The sequence below is a fragment of the Streptomyces sp. NPDC005262 genome (assembly GCF_042872425.1).
Lineage (GTDB): Bacteria > Actinomycetota > Actinomycetes > Streptomycetales > Streptomycetaceae > Streptomyces.
Window position 1 is genome coordinate 86,482 of sequence record NZ_JBIAKK010000007.1, and the last position, 20,654, is coordinate 107,135.

At 69.4% G+C, this 20,654-nt stretch carries 16 protein-coding genes and 1 riboswitch; of the genes, 2 read left to right on the forward strand and 14 right to left on the reverse strand.

Translation table 11 applies throughout. The annotated features are described in order from the left end of the window. Window positions 1-3 precede the first annotated feature (3 nt). Entirely contained in the window at window positions 4-2,529 is a 2,526-nt protein-coding gene (locus tag ACFYP5_RS19370) for an ABC transporter permease (protein ID WP_389037248.1), read from the forward strand. A gap of 93 nt (window positions 2,530-2,622) precedes the next feature. On the opposite strand, the gene ACFYP5_RS19375 is transcribed toward ACFYP5_RS19370, so the two are convergent. From ACFYP5_RS19375 to ACFYP5_RS19435, 13 genes are all read right to left on the reverse strand, one after another. Continuing rightward, window positions 2,623-3,927 carry a class I SAM-dependent methyltransferase gene (locus ACFYP5_RS19375; RefSeq protein WP_389037251.1) on the reverse strand — a complete coding sequence of 435 codons (1,305 nt, stop codon included), beginning with the start codon at window positions 3,925-3,927 and terminating at the stop codon, window positions 2,623-2,625. A gap of 300 nt (window positions 3,928-4,227) precedes the next feature. Continuing rightward, window positions 4,228-5,613 (reverse strand): NAD(P)/FAD-dependent oxidoreductase, encoded by a 1,386-nt coding sequence (locus ACFYP5_RS19380; RefSeq protein ID WP_389037253.1) that lies wholly within the window; start codon window positions 5,611-5,613, stop codon window positions 4,228-4,230. Between the two features lie 627 nt (window positions 5,614-6,240). After that, a complete protein-coding gene (locus ACFYP5_RS19385) occupies window positions 6,241-7,182 on the reverse strand; it encodes an exopolyphosphatase (RefSeq protein WP_389037256.1) in 942 nt (313 codons plus the stop codon). Next, window positions 7,179-7,787, reverse strand: a complete 609-nt coding sequence (locus ACFYP5_RS19390) for a DUF501 domain-containing protein (RefSeq protein ID WP_389037259.1) — start codon at window positions 7,785-7,787, stop codon at window positions 7,179-7,181. Before ACFYP5_RS19390 ends, ACFYP5_RS19385 begins: the two co-directional genes overlap by 4 nt. Before the next feature lie 68 nt (window positions 7,788-7,855). Beyond that, window positions 7,856-8,326, reverse strand: a complete 471-nt coding sequence (locus tag ACFYP5_RS19395) for a septum formation initiator family protein (protein WP_389037262.1) — start codon at window positions 8,324-8,326, stop codon at window positions 7,856-7,858. Window positions 8,327-8,428: 102 nt separating this feature from the next. Then, entirely contained in the window at window positions 8,429-9,709 is a 1,281-nt protein-coding gene (gene eno / locus ACFYP5_RS19400) for a phosphopyruvate hydratase (RefSeq protein ID WP_030926869.1), read from the reverse strand. Between the two features lie 285 nt (window positions 9,710-9,994). Further along, window positions 9,995-10,693, reverse strand: coding sequence for a transglycosylase family protein (locus tag ACFYP5_RS19405; RefSeq protein WP_389037265.1), 699 nt, complete (start codon window positions 10,691-10,693; stop codon window positions 9,995-9,997). Window positions 10,694-10,696: 3 nt separating this feature from the next. Continuing rightward, window positions 10,697-10,867, reverse strand: a riboswitch (cyclic di-AMP (ydaO/yuaA leader). A 300-nt stretch (window positions 10,868-11,167) separates the two neighbouring features. Continuing rightward, on the reverse strand, window positions 11,168-12,103 hold the full coding sequence (locus tag ACFYP5_RS19410) for a transglycosylase family protein (protein ID WP_389037268.1): 936 nt from the start codon (window positions 12,101-12,103) through the stop codon (window positions 11,168-11,170). A 105-nt stretch (window positions 12,104-12,208) separates the two neighbouring features. Beyond that, window positions 12,209-13,522: a cytochrome P450 gene (locus ACFYP5_RS19415; RefSeq protein WP_389037271.1), complete on the reverse strand. Its 1,314-nt coding sequence runs from the start codon at window positions 13,520-13,522 to the stop codon at window positions 12,209-12,211. A gap of 9 nt (window positions 13,523-13,531) precedes the next feature. Further along, entirely contained in the window at window positions 13,532-14,494 is a 963-nt protein-coding gene (locus ACFYP5_RS19420; protein ID WP_389037274.1) for a nucleoside triphosphate pyrophosphohydrolase, read from the reverse strand. Window positions 14,495-14,601: 107 nt separating this feature from the next. Beyond that, window positions 14,602-15,258 (reverse strand): SurA N-terminal domain-containing protein, encoded by a 657-nt coding sequence (locus ACFYP5_RS19425; protein WP_389037277.1) that lies wholly within the window; start codon window positions 15,256-15,258, stop codon window positions 14,602-14,604. Window positions 15,259-15,396: 138 nt separating this feature from the next. After that, window positions 15,397-15,798, reverse strand: coding sequence for a GtrA family protein (locus ACFYP5_RS19430; protein WP_389037280.1), 402 nt, complete (start codon window positions 15,796-15,798; stop codon window positions 15,397-15,399). Then, window positions 15,795-16,754 (reverse strand): glycosyltransferase family 2 protein, encoded by a 960-nt coding sequence (locus ACFYP5_RS19435; protein WP_389037283.1) that lies wholly within the window; start codon window positions 16,752-16,754, stop codon window positions 15,795-15,797. Before ACFYP5_RS19435 ends, ACFYP5_RS19430 begins: the two co-directional genes overlap by 4 nt. Window positions 16,755-16,887: 133 nt before the next feature. Here ACFYP5_RS19435 and ACFYP5_RS19440 point away from each other — a divergent pair, with 133 nt between their 5' ends. Next, window positions 16,888-19,419 (forward strand): YfhO family protein, encoded by a 2,532-nt coding sequence (locus ACFYP5_RS19440; RefSeq protein WP_389037286.1) that lies wholly within the window; start codon window positions 16,888-16,890, stop codon window positions 19,417-19,419. 117 nt (window positions 19,420-19,536) lie between these two features. On the opposite strand, the gene ACFYP5_RS19445 is transcribed toward ACFYP5_RS19440, so the two are convergent. Next, complete coding sequence (locus ACFYP5_RS19445) at window positions 19,537-20,373, reverse strand: glycoside hydrolase domain-containing protein (protein ID WP_389037289.1); 837 nt, start codon at window positions 20,371-20,373, stop codon at window positions 19,537-19,539. Window positions 20,374-20,654: the final 281 nt, after the last annotated feature.

Consider the following 20,654-nt stretch of genomic DNA (forward strand, 5'->3'; position numbering starts at 1 on the left):
GACATGTTCCGTACCGCCCTGCGCAATGTGCTCGCGCACAAGGCCAGGCTGCTGATGACCGTGCTCGCCGTGATGCTCGGCGTGGCCTTCGTCTCCGGCACCCTGGTCTTCACCGACACCCTCGGCAACGCCTTCCGCAACCAGTCGGCGAAGAGCTACGACGACGTCGCCGTCGCCGTCACCACCCACGCCGACCGACGCGACGAAAAGACGTCCGGCATCGACGCGGCCACACTGAAGAAGATCCAGTCCCTGGACGGGGTGGCCGCGGCCACCGGCCGGGTCTCCGGCTTCGCCGGGGTCGCCGACCCGGGCGGCAAGCTGATCGGCAACGGCTGGTCCAACACCGGTGGCAACTTCTCCCCCGGCACCAACGGGAAGGACGCCTCGTACACCTTCGTCGACGGCACGGGCCCGGCCGGCGACGGCCGGATCGCGCTCGACAAGGAGACCGCGAAGAAGGGCACGTACAAGGTCGGTGACCGGGTCAGGGTCGCCACGAACGGGCCGGTGAAGAAGTACACCCTCTCCGGGATCTTCACCACCGAGGACGGCGCGGTCAACGCGGGCGGCAGCCTGGTCCTCTTCGACACCCCGGTCGCCCAGCAGCTCTATCTGAAGCCCGGCTGGTTCCAGGACGTCACCGTCACCGCCGCGGCCGGCTCCTCCGACCAGAAACTGCTGGACGCGGTGGAGCCGCTGCTGCCCGAGGACGCCACCGCCAGGACCGGCAAGGCCCTCGCCGATGACCAGGCGAAGCAGATCGAGGACGGCCTGGACAACCTCAACACGATGCTGCTCGCGTTCGCGGCCATCGCCCTGTTCGTCGGCATCTTCCTGATCGCCAACACGTTCACCATGCTGGTCGCCCAGCGCACCAAGGAACTGGCGCTGCTGCGCGCCGTCGGCGCCTCCCGCCGCCAGGTCAAGCGGTCCGTGCTCCTCGAAGCGGCCGTGGTCGGCGCGCTCGCCTCGGTGATCGGCTTCCTGCTCGGTATCGGCCTCGCCACCGGACTGCGTTCGGCGATGAGCCTGATCGGCGGAAAGATCCCGGCCGGTCCGCTGGTGATCTCCCCCGTCGCGGTCGGTGCCGCGCTCGGCGTCGGCATCCTGATCACCGTGCTGGCCGCCTGGCTGCCCGCCCGCCGCGCCGCGAAGATCGCGCCGGTGGCCGCGATGAGCAGCGTCCACGCGGTGGCCACCACCAAGTCGCTGGTCGTACGGAACTCGATCGGCGGGGTGCTCACCCTGCTCGGTGCGGCCGGGATCGTCGCGGGTGCGGCGGCCGGTTCGGACGGCCGGACGATCATCGGGGCCGGTGCCTTCGTGGCACTGATCGGTGTCATCGTGCTGATCCCGCTGCTGTCGCGGCCGGTCATCGCGCTGGTGCGGCCGCTGCTGCAGAAGCTGTTCGGTGTCTCCGGCAAGCTGGCCGCGCAGAACGCGGTCCGCAACCCCCGGCGTACCGGGGCAACGGCCTCCGCGCTCGCGATCGGCCTCACCCTGGTCACCGGCATCTCGGTGCTCGGCGTCACGCTCGGCCAGGCCGTCGACCGGATGACGACGGACAACATCAAGGCCGACTACATGATCTCGATGGCGAGCGGCGACTCGCTCGACGAGTCGGCGCTCACCGCCCTGGAGAAGTCCGACGCGGTCTCCGCGGTCTCGCCCCAGCAGGCCGCCTCCATCAGGGTCGAGGGCACCTACCACGCGGCGTCCGGGGTGACACCGGGCGATGTGCAGAAGGTCTTCTCCGTGAAGACGGTCTCCGGTTCGCTGGATTCGCTCGCCGACGGCGAGATCGCCGTCGGCGACAAGACCGCCGAGTCCAACGGCTGGAAGCCCGGCACCTCGCTCCCGGTGACGTACGACGACGACAAGAAGGGCACCCTGAAGGTCGGCGCCGTCTACGAGGAGAACGAGTTCCTCTCGCCCGTCCTGATGCCGAAGAACGTCCTGGACGCGCACCAGAGCCGCCCGGACATCCGCGAGATCTGGCTGAAGACGGACGGCGGCGCCTCGAAGGCCAACGAGCAGGCCGTGGTCGACGCCCTGGGTGACAACCCGGCGATGTCCGTGATGGACCGTCAGGACATCCGGGACATGTTCGGCGGCTTCATCAGCACGGCGTTGAACATCATGTACGGGCTGTTGGCGATGGCCCTGATCATCGCGGTGCTCGGGGTCATCAACACCCTGGCGATGTCGGTCTTCGAGCGTCAGCAGGAGATCGGCATGCTGCGGGCGATCGGGCTGGACCGGCGCAAGGTCAAGCGCATGATCCGGCTGGAGGCCGTGGTCATCTCGGTCTTCGGCGCGGTGATCGGGGTCGCGCTCGGTACGTTCCTCGGCTGGGCGATCGGCCGGACGCTGGCCTCCGCCATCCCGGGCTACGCCCTTGTGATCCCGTGGGACCGGATCGCGGTCTTCCTGGTACTGGCAGCGCTGGTGGGCGTGCTGGCCTCGCTCTGGCCGGCCCGCAGCGCAGCGAAGCTGAACATGCTGACGGCGATCAAGACGGAGTAGCGAGTGAGCCACTGATGGCCGGCTCCTGATACGGAGGGCCGGTACCCGCAGGCTGGAGCTGCGGGTACCGGCCCTCTCCGCGTTCGGACGCGTTCAGTCGGCCGCGGAGGCCTTCCATTCGCGGGCGCGCAACGGCATCCGGGACGCCCCGCCGTCCATGGGACGCACCACGAGGATCTGGTTGACGCCGATCTTGTTGTGCTCGAAGGAGAGCGCGGAGGCCGCCATGTAGAGCCGCCAGACCCTGGCCCGGCCGGGCGTGGTCATGGTGACGGCGCGGTCCCAGTGCTTCTCCAGGTTCGCGACCCAGCGGCGCAGGGTCAGCGCGTAGTGTTCACGGATCGACTCGACGTCGCGGGCTTCGAAGCCCGCTTCCTCGAGCGTTGCGACGGTCCGGCCCACCGGCGCGAGTTCGCCGTCCGGGAAGACGTACGCGTCGATGAACTCGTCCACGTGGTACGCGGACTCGTCCTTCTCGGGACGGCGGGCGATCTGGTGGTTGAGCAGCCGGCCGCCGGGCCTGAGCAGTGCGTAGAGGCTGTCCGCGTACTCGCGATAGCGGACCGAACCGACGTGTTCGGCCATGCCGATCGACGAGATGGCGTCGTACGGCCCGTCCCTGACGTCCCGGTAGTCCTGGACCCGGATCTCGATCCGGTCCGTCAGCCCCTCTTCGGCGATGCGCTTGCGGGCGAACGCGGCCTGCTCGGTGGAGAGGGTCACTCCGGTGACCTGGGCGCCGTACTCGCGGGCCGCGTGCATGGCCATGGAGCCCCAGCCGCAGCCGACGTCGAGAAGACGGTCGCCCTCCTTCAGGGCGAGCTTGCGGCAGACCAGGTCGAGCTTGTCGCGCTGGGCGTCCTCCAGGCTGCCGTCGTCCTCCCAGTAGGCGCAGGAGTAGACCATGGAAGGGCCGAGGACCAGTTCGTAGAAGTCATTGCCCACGTCGTAGTGGTGGCTGATGGCCGCCTTGTCGCGGCGTCTGGTGTGGAGGGGGCCGGTGCGGCGGCGGACCTCCTCGGCGGGCGGGGGCGGGGGCGGCCAGGGCCCGGCCAGCTGGAGCAGGCCGCGGGCGGCGGACCGTACCTTGGGGTCCCGGATCGGGTGGACGGCGTCCTTCGCGTCCGCCCCGCGCTCCCAGAGCAGCCCTGCCATCCGGTCCAGGGCCTCGTACAGATCGCCTTCGATGTCGAGCTCGCCGGCCACCCAGGCGCGGGCCAGGCCCAGTTCGCCCGGCTTCCAGAGCAGCCGGCGCAGCGCGCGGCGGTTCCGGACGACGAGTACGGGGGCACCTGGCGGTCCGGATTCGCTGCCGTCCCAGGCCCGGATCCGGACCGGTACGGGTTCTCCCAGCAACTCCTCGGCGAGAGCGGTCAGCCGCAACGCGGCGTCTGCCATGGCGTACACCTCCGTGATGGTGTTTCCCAACGTGCCCGAACATGCCCAAACATGCCGTGAACCACGCCCTGCACACGTGGTGCCACGACGAGGTACACCCCCGTCAACACTCTCCGGCGCCAACGCCATCCCGCAGCGGCGCAACGGATCGGCAAAATACCTGTAGTTCACACGCACTTACCCGGGCCGGAGGGCCGACCCCTCCCGGGGCACGCCGAAGGGGCCGCCCGCACCACGGATGGCGGACGGCCCCTTCGGGGTCATGCACAAGCTGCGCGGACGCGAGCATCCGCGGTCGGGCTAGGAGGCGTTGGCCTTCTCGCCCTCGGCCTTGGCGGCGGCCGGAGCCGGAGCCGGCTTGGCGGCCTCGTAGAACTCCTCGCGCGGCGTCTCCATGGCGCCCAGCGAGACGACCTCGCGCTTGAGGAACATCGCAAGAGTCCAGTCGGCGAAGATCCGGATCTTACGGTTCCAGGTCGGCATCGCCATGCCGTGGTAGCCACGGTGCATGTACCAGGCGAGACGGCCCTTGAGCTTGATCTTCATCTTGCCCATGACGATCATCGCGACGCCCTTGTGCAGGCCGAGACCGGCGACCGCACCCTTGTTGGCGTGGCTGTAGTCCTTCTGCGGGAAGCCGCGCATCCCGGAGATGACGTTGTCGCCGAGGACCCTGGCCTGACGCAGTGCGTGCTGGGCGTTCGGCGGGCACCATGCGTTCGGGTTGCCGGCCTTGCGGCCGACCATGTCCGGAACCTGGGCGTTGTCGCCCGCGGCCCAGATGTAGTCGGTGCCCTGCACCTGAAGCTTCTCGGAGGTGTCCACGTGACCGCGCGGACCGAGCGGCAGGCCGAAGCGGGCCAGCGCCGGGTTCGGCTTCACGCCGGCCGTCCACACGATGGTGTTGGAGTCGACCTCGAGGCCGTTCTTCAGGACGACGTGGCCGTCGACGCAGGAGTCCATGGAGGTCGAGAGGAAGACCTCGACACCACGGGACTCCAGGTGCTCCCGGCCCCAGGTGCCCAGCTTCGGGCCGACCTCGGGAAGGATCTTGTCGGCGGCGTCGACGAGGATGAAGCGCATGTCCTCGCGCTTCACGCTCGTGTAGTACTTCGCCGCGTCGCGGGCCATGTCCTCGACCTCGCCGATGGTCTCCGCACCGGCGAAGCCGCCGCCCACGAAGACGAACGTCAACGCCCTGCGGCGGACGTCCTCATCGGTCGTCGAGTCGGCCTTGTCCAGCTGCTCGAGAACGTGGTTGCGCAGGCCGATGGCCTCCTCGATGCCCTTCATGCCGATGCCCTGTTCGGCCAGGCCGGGGATCGGGAAGGTGCGGGAGACCGCGCCCATCGCGATGACCAGGTAGTCGAAGGGCAGCTCGTAGGCCTCGCCGACGAGCGGCGCGACCGTGGCGACCTTGCGGTCCTGATCGATGGTCGTGACGCGGCCGGTGAGAACCTCGGCCTTCGGCAGTACGCGTCGCAGCGGGACGACGACATGCCGAGGCGAGATGCTGCCGGCGGCGGCTTCGGGGAGGAAGGGCTGGTAGGTCATGTACGACCGGGGGTCGACGACCGTGACGGTCGCCTCGCCGTAGCGCATCTTCTTCAGAATGCGCCGAGCTGCGTACAGGCCTACGTACCCACCGCCTACTACGAGGATCCTGGGACGCTCCGTGGTGCTCATGCCATCGAGTATCCACCCCACCCGGGGGGCACGCTCGTGAGCCCCTTCACAAGGTATCCCCCACCCTCTGCTACACTTCGCCGCCCACGTGACCGAGGTCATGGCAGCACGGGGGAACCACCGCGTCGCGGCGAACGTTGTTCACCGCTTGTGAGCAGGCCCTTGAGCCCCTCGAACACAGTGGACCACCCTCTTCCCCCACCCCCGCGAAACACACCCGAAACCGTCCCGCATGCGCGGCGGGCGGACCCGTCGGCGGCCGCGGAAGCCCGTTCGGAGCAGAAGTGTGGTCCGGAGCGCCGAATTCCTTGTGAAGAAGTTCACGAACTTCGTCGTGGCGTGTCTCCGTAGGGGGTCCGCGAAGGGTCCACGAGGAGCCGACGGAGGCTCAAAGGTGCAGGCGGGAGTGCGCATGAGCGCCTTGCCGGCCGCGCTCGTACGCACCCCCGCACAGTCGCCGCGACCAAAGGCTGTCCCGTAGTCCATGGCGGGCGCACGACGACAGCCACGACACCTCGCCGCGTTGCCGGAACGCCCGGATACGACCGGTACGAGGACGCCCCTCCGCCTTGCGATGCACCGCATCCGACACCGCGCGCCGATCCACCACGGATCGCGGGACAGGCCTCAGGCGATCGACCAGCCGATTCCGTCCAGGATGTCGTGTTCGCTGACGACGACCTCGCGGGCCCCGGTCCGCTTCATCACGGCCAGCAGGACCAGCGCCCCGGAGGTGATCACATCGACGCGTCCCGGGTGCATCGCGGGGATCGCGGCGCGCTCGGCGTGGGTCGAGGTGACGAGCCGCCCGGTGATCTCCTGGACCTGCTCGAAGGAGATCCGGGAGTGGTGGATCGCCTCGGAGTCGTACTCCTGCAGTCCCAGCGCGATCGCGGCCACGGTGGTGACGGTGCCGGCGAGGCCGACGAGCGTGGCCGCCTCGGTGAGCGGGACGCTCTCCTCGGCGAGGTCCAGGGCGGCGTCGATGTCCCCGCGGATCGCTGCGATCTGAGCCGGCGTGGGCGGGTCGGTGACGACACCGTCGCGTACGAGATGACGCTCCGTCATCCGTACGCAGCCGATGTCCACGGACCGCGCGGCCAGTACCCGGTCGTCGCCGACGACGAACTCGGTGGAGCCGCCGCCGATGTCGACCACCAGATACGGCTTGGCGAGATGGTCCCGGCCCGCGAGCTCCTTGGTGGCGCCTTCGAAGGAGAACTCCGCCTCCTGGTCGCCACTGATCACCTCGGGCTCGACGCCGAGGATGTCCAGCACGCCGCGGACGAACTCGTCCCTGTTCTCCGCGTCACGTGAGGCGGAGGTGGCGACGAAGCGGAGCTTCTCCGCGCCGTGCTCCTTGATGACGGCCGCGTACCGGCGGCAGGCGGCGAAGGTCCGCTCCAGCGCGTCCGGGGCGAGCCTGCCGGTGCGGTCCACGCCCTGCCCGAGCCGGACGATCTCCATCCGCCGGTCGAGCTCGGTGAGCTCACCGGTGGCGGGGTCGGCGTCGGCGACGAGCAGCCGGATGGAGTTGGTTCCGCAGTCGATGGCCGCGACGCGTGTCATGGGCGCTCCTGTCGTGATGTCTGGGGATCCGCCCCGGCCCCCGGTCCGGGGTCACCGGACGGGGTTGACATGCCGGACCCGGCCGCGGGTTCGCACGGGGTCACGCACGGCCCCTTGCGCCACCACTCCGGCAGCATCGCAATCGCCTCGTCCCCGAGCGGATTCACGCCCGGCCCCGCCGCCAGCGAGTGCCCGACCAGCACATGCAGGCACTTCACCCGGTCCGGCATGCCTCCCGCGCTGGGGAAGCCCTCCAGCATTTCGATCGCGTCACGCCGGGCGATGTAGTCCTCGTGTGCATTGCGGTACGCCGCGGCCAGCTCCGGGTCCGTGGCCAGACGCTCCGTCATCTCCTTCATGACGCCGTTCGCCTCCAGCGTTCCGATCGCGGACGCCGCGCGCGGGCACGTCAGGTAGTACGTCGTCGGGAACGGCGTACCGTCCTCCAGCCGGGGCTGCGTCTCGACCACGTCCGGGTTGCCGCACGGGCAGCGGTGCGCGATCGCACGCAGTCCGCGCGGCGGACGGCCGAGCTGCTGCTGGAACGCGGCGATGTCCGCCTCGGTGGGCGTGGTGGATTCGGTCTGGGGAGGGGGCGTTTCCATGCCTGCCTTGGTTCTACTCGGGATGCTTGAACTGCGGTTCCGCAGTGGATCGAGAAAAGGGGAAGAGGTCAGTCGCGGTCGGCGGAGTCCACGCCGTCCCACAGGTTGGAGTGCCACGGCCGGTCGGTCTCCTCCGCCCCTCCGCTGCGCGCCTTGGCCGCATCCGGGTCGACCACGGTGTAACCGGTCTCCCCGGGAAGGACGTAGTGCAGATGCTCCCGGGCCAGCCGCCGGATGTACGCGTCGTCCTGGAGGCGCGCCTTCTCGTCGCGGAGCTCCTCGGTGCGCGCCTCCGCGTCCTGCGCCAGCCGTTCCTGGTCGGCGATCTCGTCGCGCTGCGACACGTACTGCCGCATCGGGTACGCGAGCGCCACCACCAGGGAGCAGACGACAAGGGCAAGGAAGGCGGCCCGGCCGGTGAGCCGGGAGCGACGGGCCTGACGACGGTTCTGGGACCGGTAGACGCGGGCGGCGGTCTGCTCTCCGAGCAGCCGCAGCCGGGTCGCGGTGGAGAACCGGTCCCGGTCCTTCGCGGCCATGTCTCCGCCTCCCCACTACGCACGTCCGTCCCCGCACACGGTACGGGACCGAGTGCGGGGACGGACGGAGGCCGGTGCCTTTGCCCTGTGACGGGCCCGCGATCAGCCCTTGAAGCGCGGGAACGCGGAGCGGCCCGCGTACACCGCCGCGTCGTCGAGGATCTCCTCGATGCGCAACAGCTGGTTGTACTTGGCGACGCGGTCCGAGCGGGCCGGGGCGCCGGTCTTGATCTGACCGCAGTTCACCGCGACGGCGAGGTCGGCGATGGTGACGTCCTCGGTCTCACCGGAGCGGTGGGACATCATGCACTTGAAGCCGTTGCGCTGGGCCAGCTCGACGGCGTCCAGGGTCTCGGTCAGCGAACCGATCTGGTTGACCTTGACGAGCAGGGCGTTGGCGGAGCCCTCCTCGATGCCACGGGCCAGACGCTCCGGGTTGGTGACGAACAGGTCGTCGCCGACGATCTGCACCTTGGCGCCGAGCTTCTGGGTGATGACGTTCCAGCCGGCCCAGTCGTCCTCGTACAGCGGGTCCTCGATGGAGACCAGCGGGTACGCGGAGACGAGCTCCTCGTAGTACTCGGTCATCTCGGCGGCCGAGCGGGACTTGCCCTCGAACTCGTACTTGCCGTCCTTGTAGAACTCCGAGGCGGCGACGTCGAGCGCGAGCGCGATGTCCTTGCCCGGGGCGTAACCGGCCTCCTTGATGGCCTCGAGGATGAGGTCCAGGGCGGCGCGGTTCGACTCCAGGTTCGGCGCGAAGCCGCCCTCGTCGCCGAGACCGGTCGACAGGCCCTTCGTCTTCAGGACCTTCTTCAGCGTGTGGTAGACCTCGGCACCCCAGCGCAGGGCCTCGGAGAAGGACTCCGCGCCGATCGGGGCGATCATGAACTCCTGGATGTCCACGTTGGAGTCGGCGTGCGACCCACCGTTGAGGATGTTCATCATCGGGACGGGCAGCAGGTGCGCGTTCGGGCCACCGAGGTAGCGGAACAGCGGCAGGTCCGAGGCCTCGGAGGCGGCGTGCGCGACGGCCAGCGAGACGCCGAGGATGGCGTTGGCGCCGAGCGAGCCCTTGTTCTCGGTGGCGTCCAGGTCGAACATCGCCTGGTCGATCAGCCGCTGCTCGGTCGCGTCGTAGCCGACGAGCTCCGGGCCGATCTGCTCGATCACGGCGAGGACGGCCTTCTCGACGCCCTTGCCCTGGTAGCGGTTGGGGTCACCGTCGCGAAGCTCAATGGCCTCGAACGCACCGGTGGAGGCGCCGGACGGAACAGCAGCACGGCCGGTGCTGCCGTCGTCGAGGCCAACCTCGACCTCGACCGTGGGGTTTCCGCGGGAGTCGAGGATTTCCCGGGCTACGACGACGTCGATGGACGGCACGAGGCATCTCCTTCTGGGATATGACGCTGGTTGTGCAGGGTCGCTTTGGCCTTGCGCCAAGAGCCTAACCGCCTTGGCCCACTGCGTTCGGCGACCGCCCGCCTCCTGGGACGAAAAAGGACCCAAGGACACCCGTAGACGGGCAAATGTTCAAAAATCTACTGAGCGGTAACCACAACAGTTGAACGCCGAGCGCAGAAACCCCGACCCGGCGCGTACGGGGGAATCCGCGCCGGGTCGGGGTGCTCAGGGAGGAGAGAGAGCGCTTTTCTGCTGAGGCTCGTACTACTTCGTCAGGTGGAGCTGCTGACCCGGGAAGATCAGGTCGGCGTCCTTGACGATGTCCTTGTTCAGCTTGAACAGCTGGTGCCAGCCGCCCTTCACCTTGTGCGCCTCGGCGATCTTGCTGAGCGAGTCACCGGCCTTCACCTTGTACTCGCCATCACCCTTCGCGACCTTCTGGCCGGTCGGCGTGGTGACGGTCTTCGCGGCCTCGGGGGCGGTGCCGCGGTCCGAGCGGGAGGCGGTGGGGGCCTCGGTGTGCTCGGCAGGCTTCGGCGCGGCCGGCTTCGCGGCGGCGGAGCCGGTGTCGACGCCCGGGTCGACACCGTCGTTGGACAGGTTGCCGGCGCCGGCGCAGCCCCAGGCACCCGGACCCTGCATGTCGAGGAGCTTCTCGGCGGTGGCGATCTGCTGGGCCTTGGTGGCCAGGTCGGCCCGCGGGGCGTACTGCGTGCCGCCGGCGGCAGCCCAGCTGGACTGCGAGAACTGCAGGCCGCCGTAGTAGCCGTTGCCGGTGTTGATGGACCAGTTGCCACCGGACTCGCACTGGGCGACGGCGTCCCACGTGGCGACGGAGGCCGCGGAGGCGCCCGTGGCACCCATCAGGGGAACGGCGATGGCGGCACCGGCGACACCGGCGAGCGTGGCCACACGGACGGCCTTGGAGGGGCGACGGTGCTTGCCCTTGCTGTTCAGCAGCATGCAATTTCTCCTCACCGACGCCTACGAGGTGAGCTGTCGGATTCGGGCCAAGTGAGTTGCCCGGTCGCATGTCCTAGCACGCGACTTCACCCCAAGCCGGTCCTGACGGTCTTTCGGCCATCGGTCCCGGCGCTTACCTGGGTCCCCCGCTCCTGCCTACGGCGCTTTACGCGTCTGTTCCCTTCGACCGACGGCAGGATTCGGCGTGACGGTCGACGGGGCCCGCGGTGCGAGCGGTTCCGACCGTAAACGCACGCAACCCCCATATTCAAAGACGGACATAACTGACAATCATCCCCTACTCACGCCCAGCTGATTACCGTTTTCGCAGGTGGGGGGCGATGCGGACAGGCCTGGCGGACAAGACACGCCGATTAACGCAAAGAGACCCATGTCTCACTTACGCATAAGTGGACATAGGCCTCTGAACTACCCCTACTTTTGGGGTGATTTAAGCTGTTGATCAGACTGGTCTCACTCCGCCTTCACACCGAGATCGAGGCTCTGGCCAGGAAGAATGAGATCCGGGTCGTCGCCGACAGCACTCTTGTTGGCCTCATAGAGCGCCGGCCATCCGCCATGAACCTTCTGTGCATCAGCAATCGCCCAGAGGTTGTCGCCCGGCCGAACGGTGTATGTGCCGTCGGCGGCCGAGTCGCGCGTGTCGCGTCCGTCGCTGTTACCGCGGGAAGCATGGCGGCCCGAGTCGCGGTCACCGCCCGTCCCCATGCCCTGGCTCACCTCGGGGGCCGGCGCACCACGGTGCTTACCGCCCGCCTCACTGCCCGAAGATCCTGAAGAGCGGGACGAGTCGGATGAACCGGATGTATCCGACACATCGGCCGACGGCTCACTCGACGCCTGACCCGACGTCCCGCCCGCCTTCTCGCCGGACGACTTCTCCGACGACGATTTCGATCCGCCCTCGGCGCTCGCCTTGTCCGACGCCTCGTCCGAGGCCTCGTCGGACGGATCCGCGCTCTCCGTCGGGTCGGCCGACAGCAGGCTCCCCGGGTCGACACCCGGAAGCGTCCCGTCCACCGTGAGCCCGGAGATCACCGCGCAGCTGGGCCATGCCCGTGGCCCCTGGTCGTCGAGGACCTTCTCGGCGACCGCTATCTGCTGGGAGCGGCTGGCGAGGTCGGCACGCGAGGCGTACGCCTCGCCGCCGTACGACTTCCAGGTGTCCTGCGAGAACTGGAGACCGCCGTAGAAGCCGTTGCCGAGATCGGCACTCCACATTCCGCCGCTCTCGCACTCGGCGACCCGGTCCCAGGTCGTGGCGTCGGCCGCGTGCGCACCGGCCGCGCCGAGCAGCGGGATGGCGATGGCCGAACCGGTGACGCCTGCGGCGACGACGATGGCGGGTGCCTGACGAGGGCGACGGTGTCTGCCGTTCGCGGAGCCCATGGGGTTGCCTTCCGTGTGACTGACAAGTGACTGGTGAGTCGAACGGTGAACGTAGCGGCAGTCGAACGCTTGTCACAAGTCGATGCAGCGCAGATCACGTGAAAGTCACGGAGTTGACAGAGTGTCACCTTCACCGGAGCGATGTCCGGGATGGAACTCCACGGGAAGAGTGCGCAGTCCGCGCATGATGAGCCCCCCACGCCACCGCAAATCGGCAGGTTCCACCGCAAGACGCAGGTCCGGGAGGCGCCTCAGAAGCGTGGCCAGCGCGGCCTGCCCCTCCAGTCGGGCGAGCGGCGCCCCCAGGCAGTAGTGGATGCCGTGACCGTAGCCGAGGTGCTGATTGTCACGCCGCGAGAGGTCGAGTGTGTCGGGGTCGGCGAACCTTTCCGGATCCCGGTCCGCGGCGGCGAGCACCACCAGCACGGGGTCGCCCGCCGCGATCCGCTGCCCGCCGAGCACCAGCGGTTCGGTGGCGAACCGCCAGGTCGCCAGCTCCACCGGACCGTCGTACCGCAGCAGTTCCTCGATGCCGGTCTCCAGCAGCCCCGTCGCCCCCGCGTCGAGCGAGCGCTGCAGCCGCTCCCGCTGCCCGGGGTTGCGCAGCAGGGCGTACACCCCGTTGCCGATCAGGTTGACCGTCGTCTCGAAGCCGGCGAAGAGGAGGATGAAGGCCATCGCGGCGGCCTCGTTCTCGGTGAGGTGCTCGCCGTGGTCGCTGGCCCGGATCAGCCCCGAGATCAGATCGCCCCCGGGGTTCTCCCGCTTCCGGTGGATGAGTTCGGCGAGATAGCCGCGCATCTTCTTCACCGACCGCGCCACCCCGCCGCGCGGCCCGCCGCCGTGGCGGATCATCATGCCCGCCCAGTCCCGGAAGTCGTCCTGGTCCTCGCGCGGAACGCCGAGCAGATCGCAGATCGCGTAGATGGGGAGCGGGAACGCGAAGTCGTGGATGAGGTCCGCACTCCCCTCCTCGATGAAGTTGTCGATGAGGCGGTCCGTCAGCTCCTGCACGCGCGGCGCGAACTCCGCGACCCGGCGCGGCGTGAACGCCTTCGACACGAGGCGGCGCAGCCGCGTGTGGTCGGGCGGGTCGATGTTCAGCAGATGCGTCATCAGCTCCGCCTTGCGCTCGCCCGGGATACCGGTCTTCCCCTTGGCGTGCGCCGGCTCGTCGTGGTGCGCCGGGTTCTTGGAGAGCCGGGTGTCGGCGAGGGCCTGCCGGGCGTCCGCGTACCGCGTCACGAGCCATGCCTCGACCCCGCTGGGCAGCGCGGTGCGGTGCACGGGGCTGTGCTCACGCAGCCAGGCGTAGGCCGGGTACGGGTCGGTGGCGAACTCCCATGTGAAGAGTTCGGGGGCGTCCGCAGGAGCGTCGGCGGGGCATTCGGCTGGGGCGTCGGCGGGGCTGTCGTTCACCCCCTGACGTTATCCGTTGCCCTCCGCCTCGAGGATCGCGTCCCGGTAGGCTCGGCCGGCGGCGCGCAGTGCGGCCTCGGGGTCGGTGCCGTCCTGCTCCGCGCGTACGGCGAGGGCGAGGAGCTCGTACCCGATGCCGTCCCCCGCGGGGAGCGTCACATCGAGTCCGGCGGTACGGACCCGGCCGGCCAGCTTCGCCGCCAGCGCCAGGCCGGGCTGGCCGAGCGGAACCCCGTCGGTGACCGAGTCGCGCTGCTTCTCGATGGCCTTGGTGCGCAGCCAGTGCGCGTGCACGTCCTCCGGGGTCTCGGCGGTCTCGTCGCCGAAGACGTGCGGATGGCGGTGGATCAGCTTCTCCACGAGGTTGGCCGCGACATCGTCGACGGAGAACGGCTGGTCCTCGTCCTCCTCCGCGATCCTGGCGTGGAAGACGACCTGAAGAAGTACGTCCCCGAGTTCCTCGCGCAACTCGTCGCGGTCGCCGTCCTCGATCGCCTCGACCAGTTCGTACGCCTCCTCGATGGCGTACTTGGCGAGCCCCTGGTGGGTCTTCTGCGACGTCCAGGGGCACTCGGCCCTGATCCGGTCCATGACCTGGACGAGATCGAGGAGGCGGGCGCCCGGCAGATCGTACGAGCCGGGCAGCAGCTCCAGGTTCGGCATCTGCACCCGGCCCGATCCGGCGAGACGGGCCAGCCCGTCCGTCAGCGGCTGGTTGCCCTCGCCGCCGGTGACGACCACGACGGTCCGGCCGCCCACGCAGGCGTCGACGAGCTCCTGCGCGGTGGGCGCGGTGTGCTCGACGGTGACGCCCGCCTCGCGCAGATACGGCAGCTGGGGGTGGTCCTGCTCGGCACAGAGCACCCGGTCGGCGGCGTGCAGCGTCTGCCAGGCCGGCCAGGACAGCAGTCCGGGCGCGACCCGGTGGCTGGCAGTGAGCAGGACGATACGACCGGGATCTTCAGCGTTCACCCCACCAACCTACCCAGCGGGTGTCCGTTCGGTCAGGCCGGATCAGGGGGCGGGGTCTGGTGCGTGCCCAGGGCACGCGAGCCCGGCCTGACCGACCGGGCACCCCCCTAAGCGCCCGCTGCGGCTTCCTGCTGGGCGGGCTTGGTGACCTGGGTGATCCACGGGGCCTTGTAGTTGGCGAGCTGGGTCTGCTTGTCGTCCCAGGTGCCGAAGCGCGGGTTGACGTCGATGTGCAGCGACTTCGACGCCGCGGTGAGTGCGTCGCCGACGGCCTTCTGCCCGGCGGGCTGCTGCAGGTCGGCGCCGAGCGCCTGGGCCAGCTTCGTCAGCTGGACCTGCTCACGCAGGACGGCCTCGATCTGGTCCGGGGCGACCCAGCTCTGCTGGAGCATCGTCGTCCGCAGCTGTACCTCTCCCCCGGACTGGGTGGCCGCCGACTGCCGCATCTCCTGGATCTCCTTGCGGCTGACCGTCACGCCCGCGTCCGCGGCGGCCTTGTCCAGGATGCGGTCGAAGATCAGCCCGTGCAGCTTGGCCCGGCCGAGCTGCCCCGACTTGTTGATGAGCTGGACGGACTGGTCGGACTTGCGCTGCGCGGAGCGTACCTGCGCCACCTGGGCCTGCACGGTGGACACCTCGATCCGGTCCCCTCCGACCACGGCTGCGGCACCTGGGTGGGCCTGGTTCCCGCAGGCGGAGAGCAGCGGCGCCGCGACGAGCATGGCGGCGGAGACGACGAGCGCGGTGCGACGGCGGCGGTGCAAAGGAGCCTCCCGGGGAGAGATTGTGCGGCGGTGCACAAGACCCTGCGGTGATCGATGTTAGGCAGTGGGCGTGATCCGGGCCACTGGTTCGACCAACGATTCGGAAGGAGTTGGGGATGTGGGCCGGATCCGGTGTGCTCAGCGCACGCGTTCGACCGGTTTCGGCCTCACGTCCGGCCGCAGCATGATCGCGCGGGAGACCACAAAGGTGATCGGGATGGCCGCCACCGCCGCGACCAGCGGTGCGTAGCGGCTGCTGAAGCCGGCCCGGTCGACCAGCAGCCAGACACCACCGGTCGTGATGACGAAGTTGGCGGCATTGGTGAGCGGGAAGAGCAGGAACTTCCGCCAGGTGGGCCGGGTCCGGTACGTGAAGTACGAGTTCAGCAGGAACGAGCCGGTCATGCTCAACGCGAACGCGATCACATGCGCGGCAAGGTACGGCAGCACTGTCAGCAGGGCCAGGTAGCAGCCGTAGTACGTACCGGTGTTCACGACACCGACGAGGGAGAAGCGGGCCATCTGGGCCGTGACCGTCATCGGCGTACGAACTCCCGCGGCCGCTGCTGATTCGGTACGCCGGTATTGGATGCCTTCACCAAGAAGTGCGGGCGCCGCTTCACCTCGTAATAGATACGGCCGACATACTCGCCGACCACGCCCACTATCACCATCTGGACCCCGGCGAGGGCCGTGACCACGACGATCAGCGTGACGTAGCCGGGTGTTTCCACTCCCTTCACCAGGGCGACACCGACGATCCAGGCGGCGTAGGCGAAGGCGACGGACATCAGCACCATCCCCAGGTACAGGGCGGCGCGCAGCGGCTTGTTGTTGAAGGAAAGCAGCCCGTCGAGCCCGTAGTTGAGAAGCTTTCCGATCGTCCAGGCGGAACTTCCCTTCTCACGGACCGCGTTCTCGTACTCGAAGGTCGTCGTCCGGAATCCGACCCAGGCGAACAGGCCCTTGGAGAAGCGGTTGTACTCGGTGAGTTCGAGGACGGCGTCGACGGTACGCCGGGACAGCAACCGGAAGTCACCGACTCCGTCGACCAGCTCCACATCCACCAGGCGGTTGATCAGCGAGTAGTAGGCGCGGGCACTGAGGGTGCGGGTGACCCGGTCGCCCTTGCGGTTGCGGCGGGCGATCACCTGGTCGTAGCCGTGGGCGTGCTCCTCCAGCATGCGACCGACGAGCTCGGGCGGGTGCTGGAGGTCCGCGTCCATGATGACGACCGCATCGCCGTCGGCGTTCTGGAGGCCGGCGAGCATGGCGGCTTCCTTGCCGAAGTTGCGGCTGAAGGAGAGATAGCGGATCCGCGGGTCGGCCGCGGCCAGCTCCTCCAGGATCGACAGCGTGCGGTCCGCACTGCCGTCGTCGATGTAGACGATCTGGAAATCATGCCCCAGCCGGCCCATTTCGTCCGAGGCACGCGCATGGAAGCGTTCGAGGATCTCCTCCTCGTTGAAACAAGGTACTACCAACGAGATCAGCACAGGATCATCTCACCCTGTCGGTGCGTCAGGCGTGGAGGGTAAACATGGACGATGGACAACCATTAAGTGAATTGAACTATTGAATGAGTGGTTCACCCTGCTCATTACTTTCACAGGTGCGATATTCGTCCGTATGCCGACTTTCCATCCCCGCACGGCCGCGGTCACGCTCGCCGCATTGATCACCACGGCCACTGTGTGCACGGGCGATGCCATGGCACGCAGCTTCCCGTTCGGGGCGCGCACCCGGAGCGTCAATGATCTCGGCAATCAGTTCGTGCCGTTCCACGCCCGGCTCTGGGACCTGCTGCACGGACGCGGCGACGGCGGGCTGTTCCTGAACTGGTCGTCCGGATACGGCACCAGCTTCCTGCCTGATCTCGGCACCTACCTGACCAGCCCGTTCGCACTGCTCGTCGGGGTCTTCCCGCGGGACCGCATCGACCTCGCGGTGTACGTGGTGACCGTGGTGAAGATGGCGTCCGCCGCGGCAGCGATGGCGTTCCTGCTGCTGACACTGCGGGGCGGGCGCTGGTGGGCGGCCGGGGTGCTCGGCGGCGCCTACGCGTTGTGCGGCTGGTCGGTCGCCGAGGCGTCGTACAACCCGATGTGGCTGGACGGTCTGATCGCCCTGCCGCTGCTCTGCCTGGTCGGTGAGTGGGCCCGCACCGGGCGCCATCGCATGGTGGCTCCGCTGCTTGTCGCGTTGGTGTGGGTCGCCAACTTCTACACGGCGTACATGGCGACCCTGGGGGCCGCCCTGGTGCTGGTGGTACGTCTGCTGACGGAGGGCGAGAACGGGAGGGGGAGGGCGAAGGCCGCGATACGGGGGCTGACGCGGGCGGCCGGGAGCGTGCTGGTGGGGATCGGGCTCTCGGCGCCCGTCCTGATTCCCGTCTACCTGGGCACGAAGCACGCCTACCCCGGCTGGGACGGGACGTTCCGGCCCGCGGCCTGGCCCGATGTGCTCGCCCGGCTGTTCCCCGGCACCTACGGCTTCTTCACCCCCGCCCTCTTCCTGAGCGCCGTCGCACTGCTCCCCGCCTGCGCACTCGCCTTCCAGCGGGGTGTACCGCGGCGCGAACGGTGGGCGTGGGCAGGGCTGGTGGCGGGGGTCGGGCTGTCGCTGCAGTGGGGGCCGACCCATCTCCTCTGGCACGCGTTCGCGACGCCCAACGGCAGTCCGTACCGGCAGACGTTCGTGCTCGCCGGTCTGGTGGTGATCGCTGCCTGGATCTCGCTCTCGTACGGACGCCCGGGGCCCCGGGCCTTGCTCGGCGGAGCCGCCGTACTGGCGCTGGTCGCGACGGGGGCGGCCTTCAGCGACCTGGCAACCCACCGGTCGTACCTGCTGTTCGCGGCCGGTCTGGTGGCGACGGCCGCCGCGCTCGCCCTGCCCGCCCGGGGCCGTCGGGCGGGGCTCGTCGCCGTGCTGCTGACCGGTGCGCTGGTGGGACAGGCCGCGGCGACCACTGCGCTCGCCGACCGGCAGCGCCTGGCGCAGCTCGATCACTACGCGCCCTGGGGCGAGCGGCAACGCGTACAGGCCGACGCGGTGGACGGCGCCGACGGCTGGCCGCGCTACCGCACCGACCCCGGCGGGGAGCGGACCACCGCCAACGATCCGCTGCTCGTGGGCGGTCAGGGCGGCGCGTACTACAGCAGCCATACGCCGGCCGTGCTGACCCGCACGCTCGCCGCCCTCGGCGCCGGCTGGACGTCCCACGGCCGGGCCATGCAGAGCCTGGACAACCCCGTCACCGACGCGATCTTCTCGGTCGGTGCTCGGGTCCACGGGCCGCGTGACCCGGACCAGCGTTGGGACGCACCGGACGACCGGCCGGTGACGGTGACGCGGCAGCAGGTGCCGCCGCTGGTGACGGTGCGACAACCGGGCGCGGCGCCGTCCTTCGGCCCGTCGCCGTTCCGGAACCAGGAGGCGCTGCTCGGTTCACGGGTCTATACCGTGCCGCGGACGGCGCTCCGGACGGTGAGCGGTGCTCCGGTCGTGGAACAGGGCGACCGCACCCTCCGGGTGGGGCGCGGCACATACCGGCTGACCGCCCTCTGTCCGGCAGGCAGTGAGGTGTATCTGTGGGCGCCCGGAGTGTTCGGCTCGGCTCGGGTGAGCGATCAGCCGGGGGCGGGCGAGCAGACCGAGCTCCGGGGCCTGCTGCCGGCCCGCCGCGCGGCGATGGAACCACTCGGACGGATCGTGGGCCCCGACGGGCAGGTCGCGGTCACGCTGCGGTCCGTCCGCGCCGGGAGCCTGCCGCACGAGGCCCTCGGCTGTCTGGACCGGGACCGGCTGGCCGCGGCCACGACCGGACTGCGGCGCACAGGAGCGACGTCCGTCCGCGTCACCGATGACGGCTTCCGGGCCGAACTGCCGCCCGGAAGCAGCGGAACCGTCGTGCTCGCCGCGCCCCGGATCGCGGGCTGGAGCTGCGAGGGGCGGCCCGCCGACTCGTATCTGGGACTGGTCGCGGTGCCGGTCCCCGCCCACGCGTCCTCCGTGGACTGCACGTTCCGGCCGCCCGGGCTGCGGGCCGGTTCGACGGTCGGAGCAGGCGCGCTGCTCGTGCTGGCCGGGGCGGCGGTGTGGGGTGCGCTGGCGCGACGACGCGCCGGACGACGGGAACTTGTGCTGGCGGGACCGGACTGACCCGGCCCCCGCCGGTGCCTGGCCGGTCCGACGGCGCGTCCCGTCGGACCGGCCTGCCGGGCGGGAGCGACGGCGCGGAGTCCGGGGTGGTCGCTCGGTCAGCCATGACCGGCGGCCTCAGCTCCCCACGATCGCGACCGGGGCGTCCCAGGCGTTCCGGTCGATCGTGAGCGTGCCACCGGTGTGCGTCACCTTCTTGTTGACGGCGTACTGGTGACCGCGTCGGTGCCCGGTGTACAGCGTCGAGGCGTACGGGAAGCCCGTGGTGGTGGAGTACACGTCGTCGTAACGGGCGTACCAGAGGATCTCCGGCAGATCCGTGCGGTTAGTGGCGTTGGCCACGACGGCGGCACTGGAGTTGCTGAAGCCGTAGAAGCCGGACCAGTACCCCTTGGCCTTGACCGTCTTGTCGAACGACCGGATGTACGAGAGCACCGTGTTCACACAGGAGGTGTTCTTCGGGTCGAAGTACTCCATGTCGAGGTAGACCGGGCTGCCCGCCTTCATGCCGAGCGCGGCCTCCCTCGCCACGGCGTCGCCGGCGTCGGTGACGGCCAGTGAGGTGGCGTTGGCGGCGGTCATCTTCTCGGGGTTCGCGCTCGTCTGGCACGGCGGTTGCGCGCCGACGTACAGCGGGACGAGCTTCCAGCCGGTGGCGCTGACGGCCTTCACCCAGGAGGCGGTGAGGTTCGGCTGCGCGCAACCGCGGTTCCTACCGCCGACGTACACGGCGGCACCGTGGTAGACGGAGGAGCCGTACCAGCCCTTCATGGTGGTCAGCGACGGCGCGGTGCAGGTGTCGAAGACGTGCCCGGTGTAGATCTTCGGCGCGGGCCTGGCGACCGTGGTGGCGGTGGCCGCCTCGGCGGCGAACGCACCACCGGCGAGAACAGCGACGCCCGCCACGGCCATGGAGATGCGGCGACGCTTCTTGGATATGCGGTGAGAAGGCACAGAGACCTCGACAGTGCTCGGGAGAAGGATCGAAAGAAGTGAGAGGCCGTCAGGGCAGGCGAGTCGTCAGCCTCCCCGGCGGCAGATCACGGTCTCACGCCTTGATCGACGGCTCACCGACGAATGGGGCATTCCGCTCAGTCGTTGCCGAAATTTGGCGTGCTCATTGCTTTCATGGACCGCGCCGGAGCCCGCACCGGCCGCGTCCCGTCGCCCTGCGCGGTCCATGACCAGGGGCTGCCGGAATGCGTGCCGTTCCCGCCCACGCGTCCTCCGTGCTG

Bases quoted from the DNA above. Each gene is read 5' to 3' on its own strand.
- ACFYP5_RS19370 (WP_389037248.1), top strand. From the start codon at position 4: ATGTTCCGTACCGCCCTGCGCAATGTGCTCGCGCACAAGGCCAGGCTG.
- ACFYP5_RS19375 (WP_389037251.1), bottom strand. From the start codon at position 3,927: ATGGCAGACGCCGCGTTGCGGCTGACCGCTCTCGCCGAGGAGTTGCTG.
- ACFYP5_RS19380 (WP_389037253.1), bottom strand. From the start codon at position 5,613: ATGAGCACCACGGAGCGTCCCAGGATCCTCGTAGTAGGCGGTGGGTAC.
- ACFYP5_RS19385 (WP_389037256.1), bottom strand. From the start codon at position 7,182: ATGACACGCGTCGCGGCCATCGACTGCGGAACCAACTCCATCCGGCTG.
- ACFYP5_RS19390 (WP_389037259.1), bottom strand. From the start codon at position 7,787: ATGGAAACGCCCCCTCCCCAGACCGAATCCACCACGCCCACCGAGGCG.
- ACFYP5_RS19395 (WP_389037262.1), bottom strand. From the start codon at position 8,326: ATGGCCGCGAAGGACCGGGACCGGTTCTCCACCGCGACCCGGCTGCGG.
- ACFYP5_RS19405 (WP_389037265.1), bottom strand. From the start codon at position 10,693: ATGCTGCTGAACAGCAAGGGCAAGCACCGTCGCCCCTCCAAGGCCGTC.
- ACFYP5_RS19410 (WP_389037268.1), bottom strand. From the start codon at position 12,103: ATGGGCTCCGCGAACGGCAGACACCGTCGCCCTCGTCAGGCACCCGCC.
- ACFYP5_RS19430 (WP_389037280.1), bottom strand. From the start codon at position 15,798: ATGACGGTCACGGCCCAGATGGCCCGCTTCTCCCTCGTCGGTGTCGTG.
- ACFYP5_RS19440 (WP_389037286.1), top strand. From the start codon at position 16,888: ATGCCGACTTTCCATCCCCGCACGGCCGCGGTCACGCTCGCCGCATTG.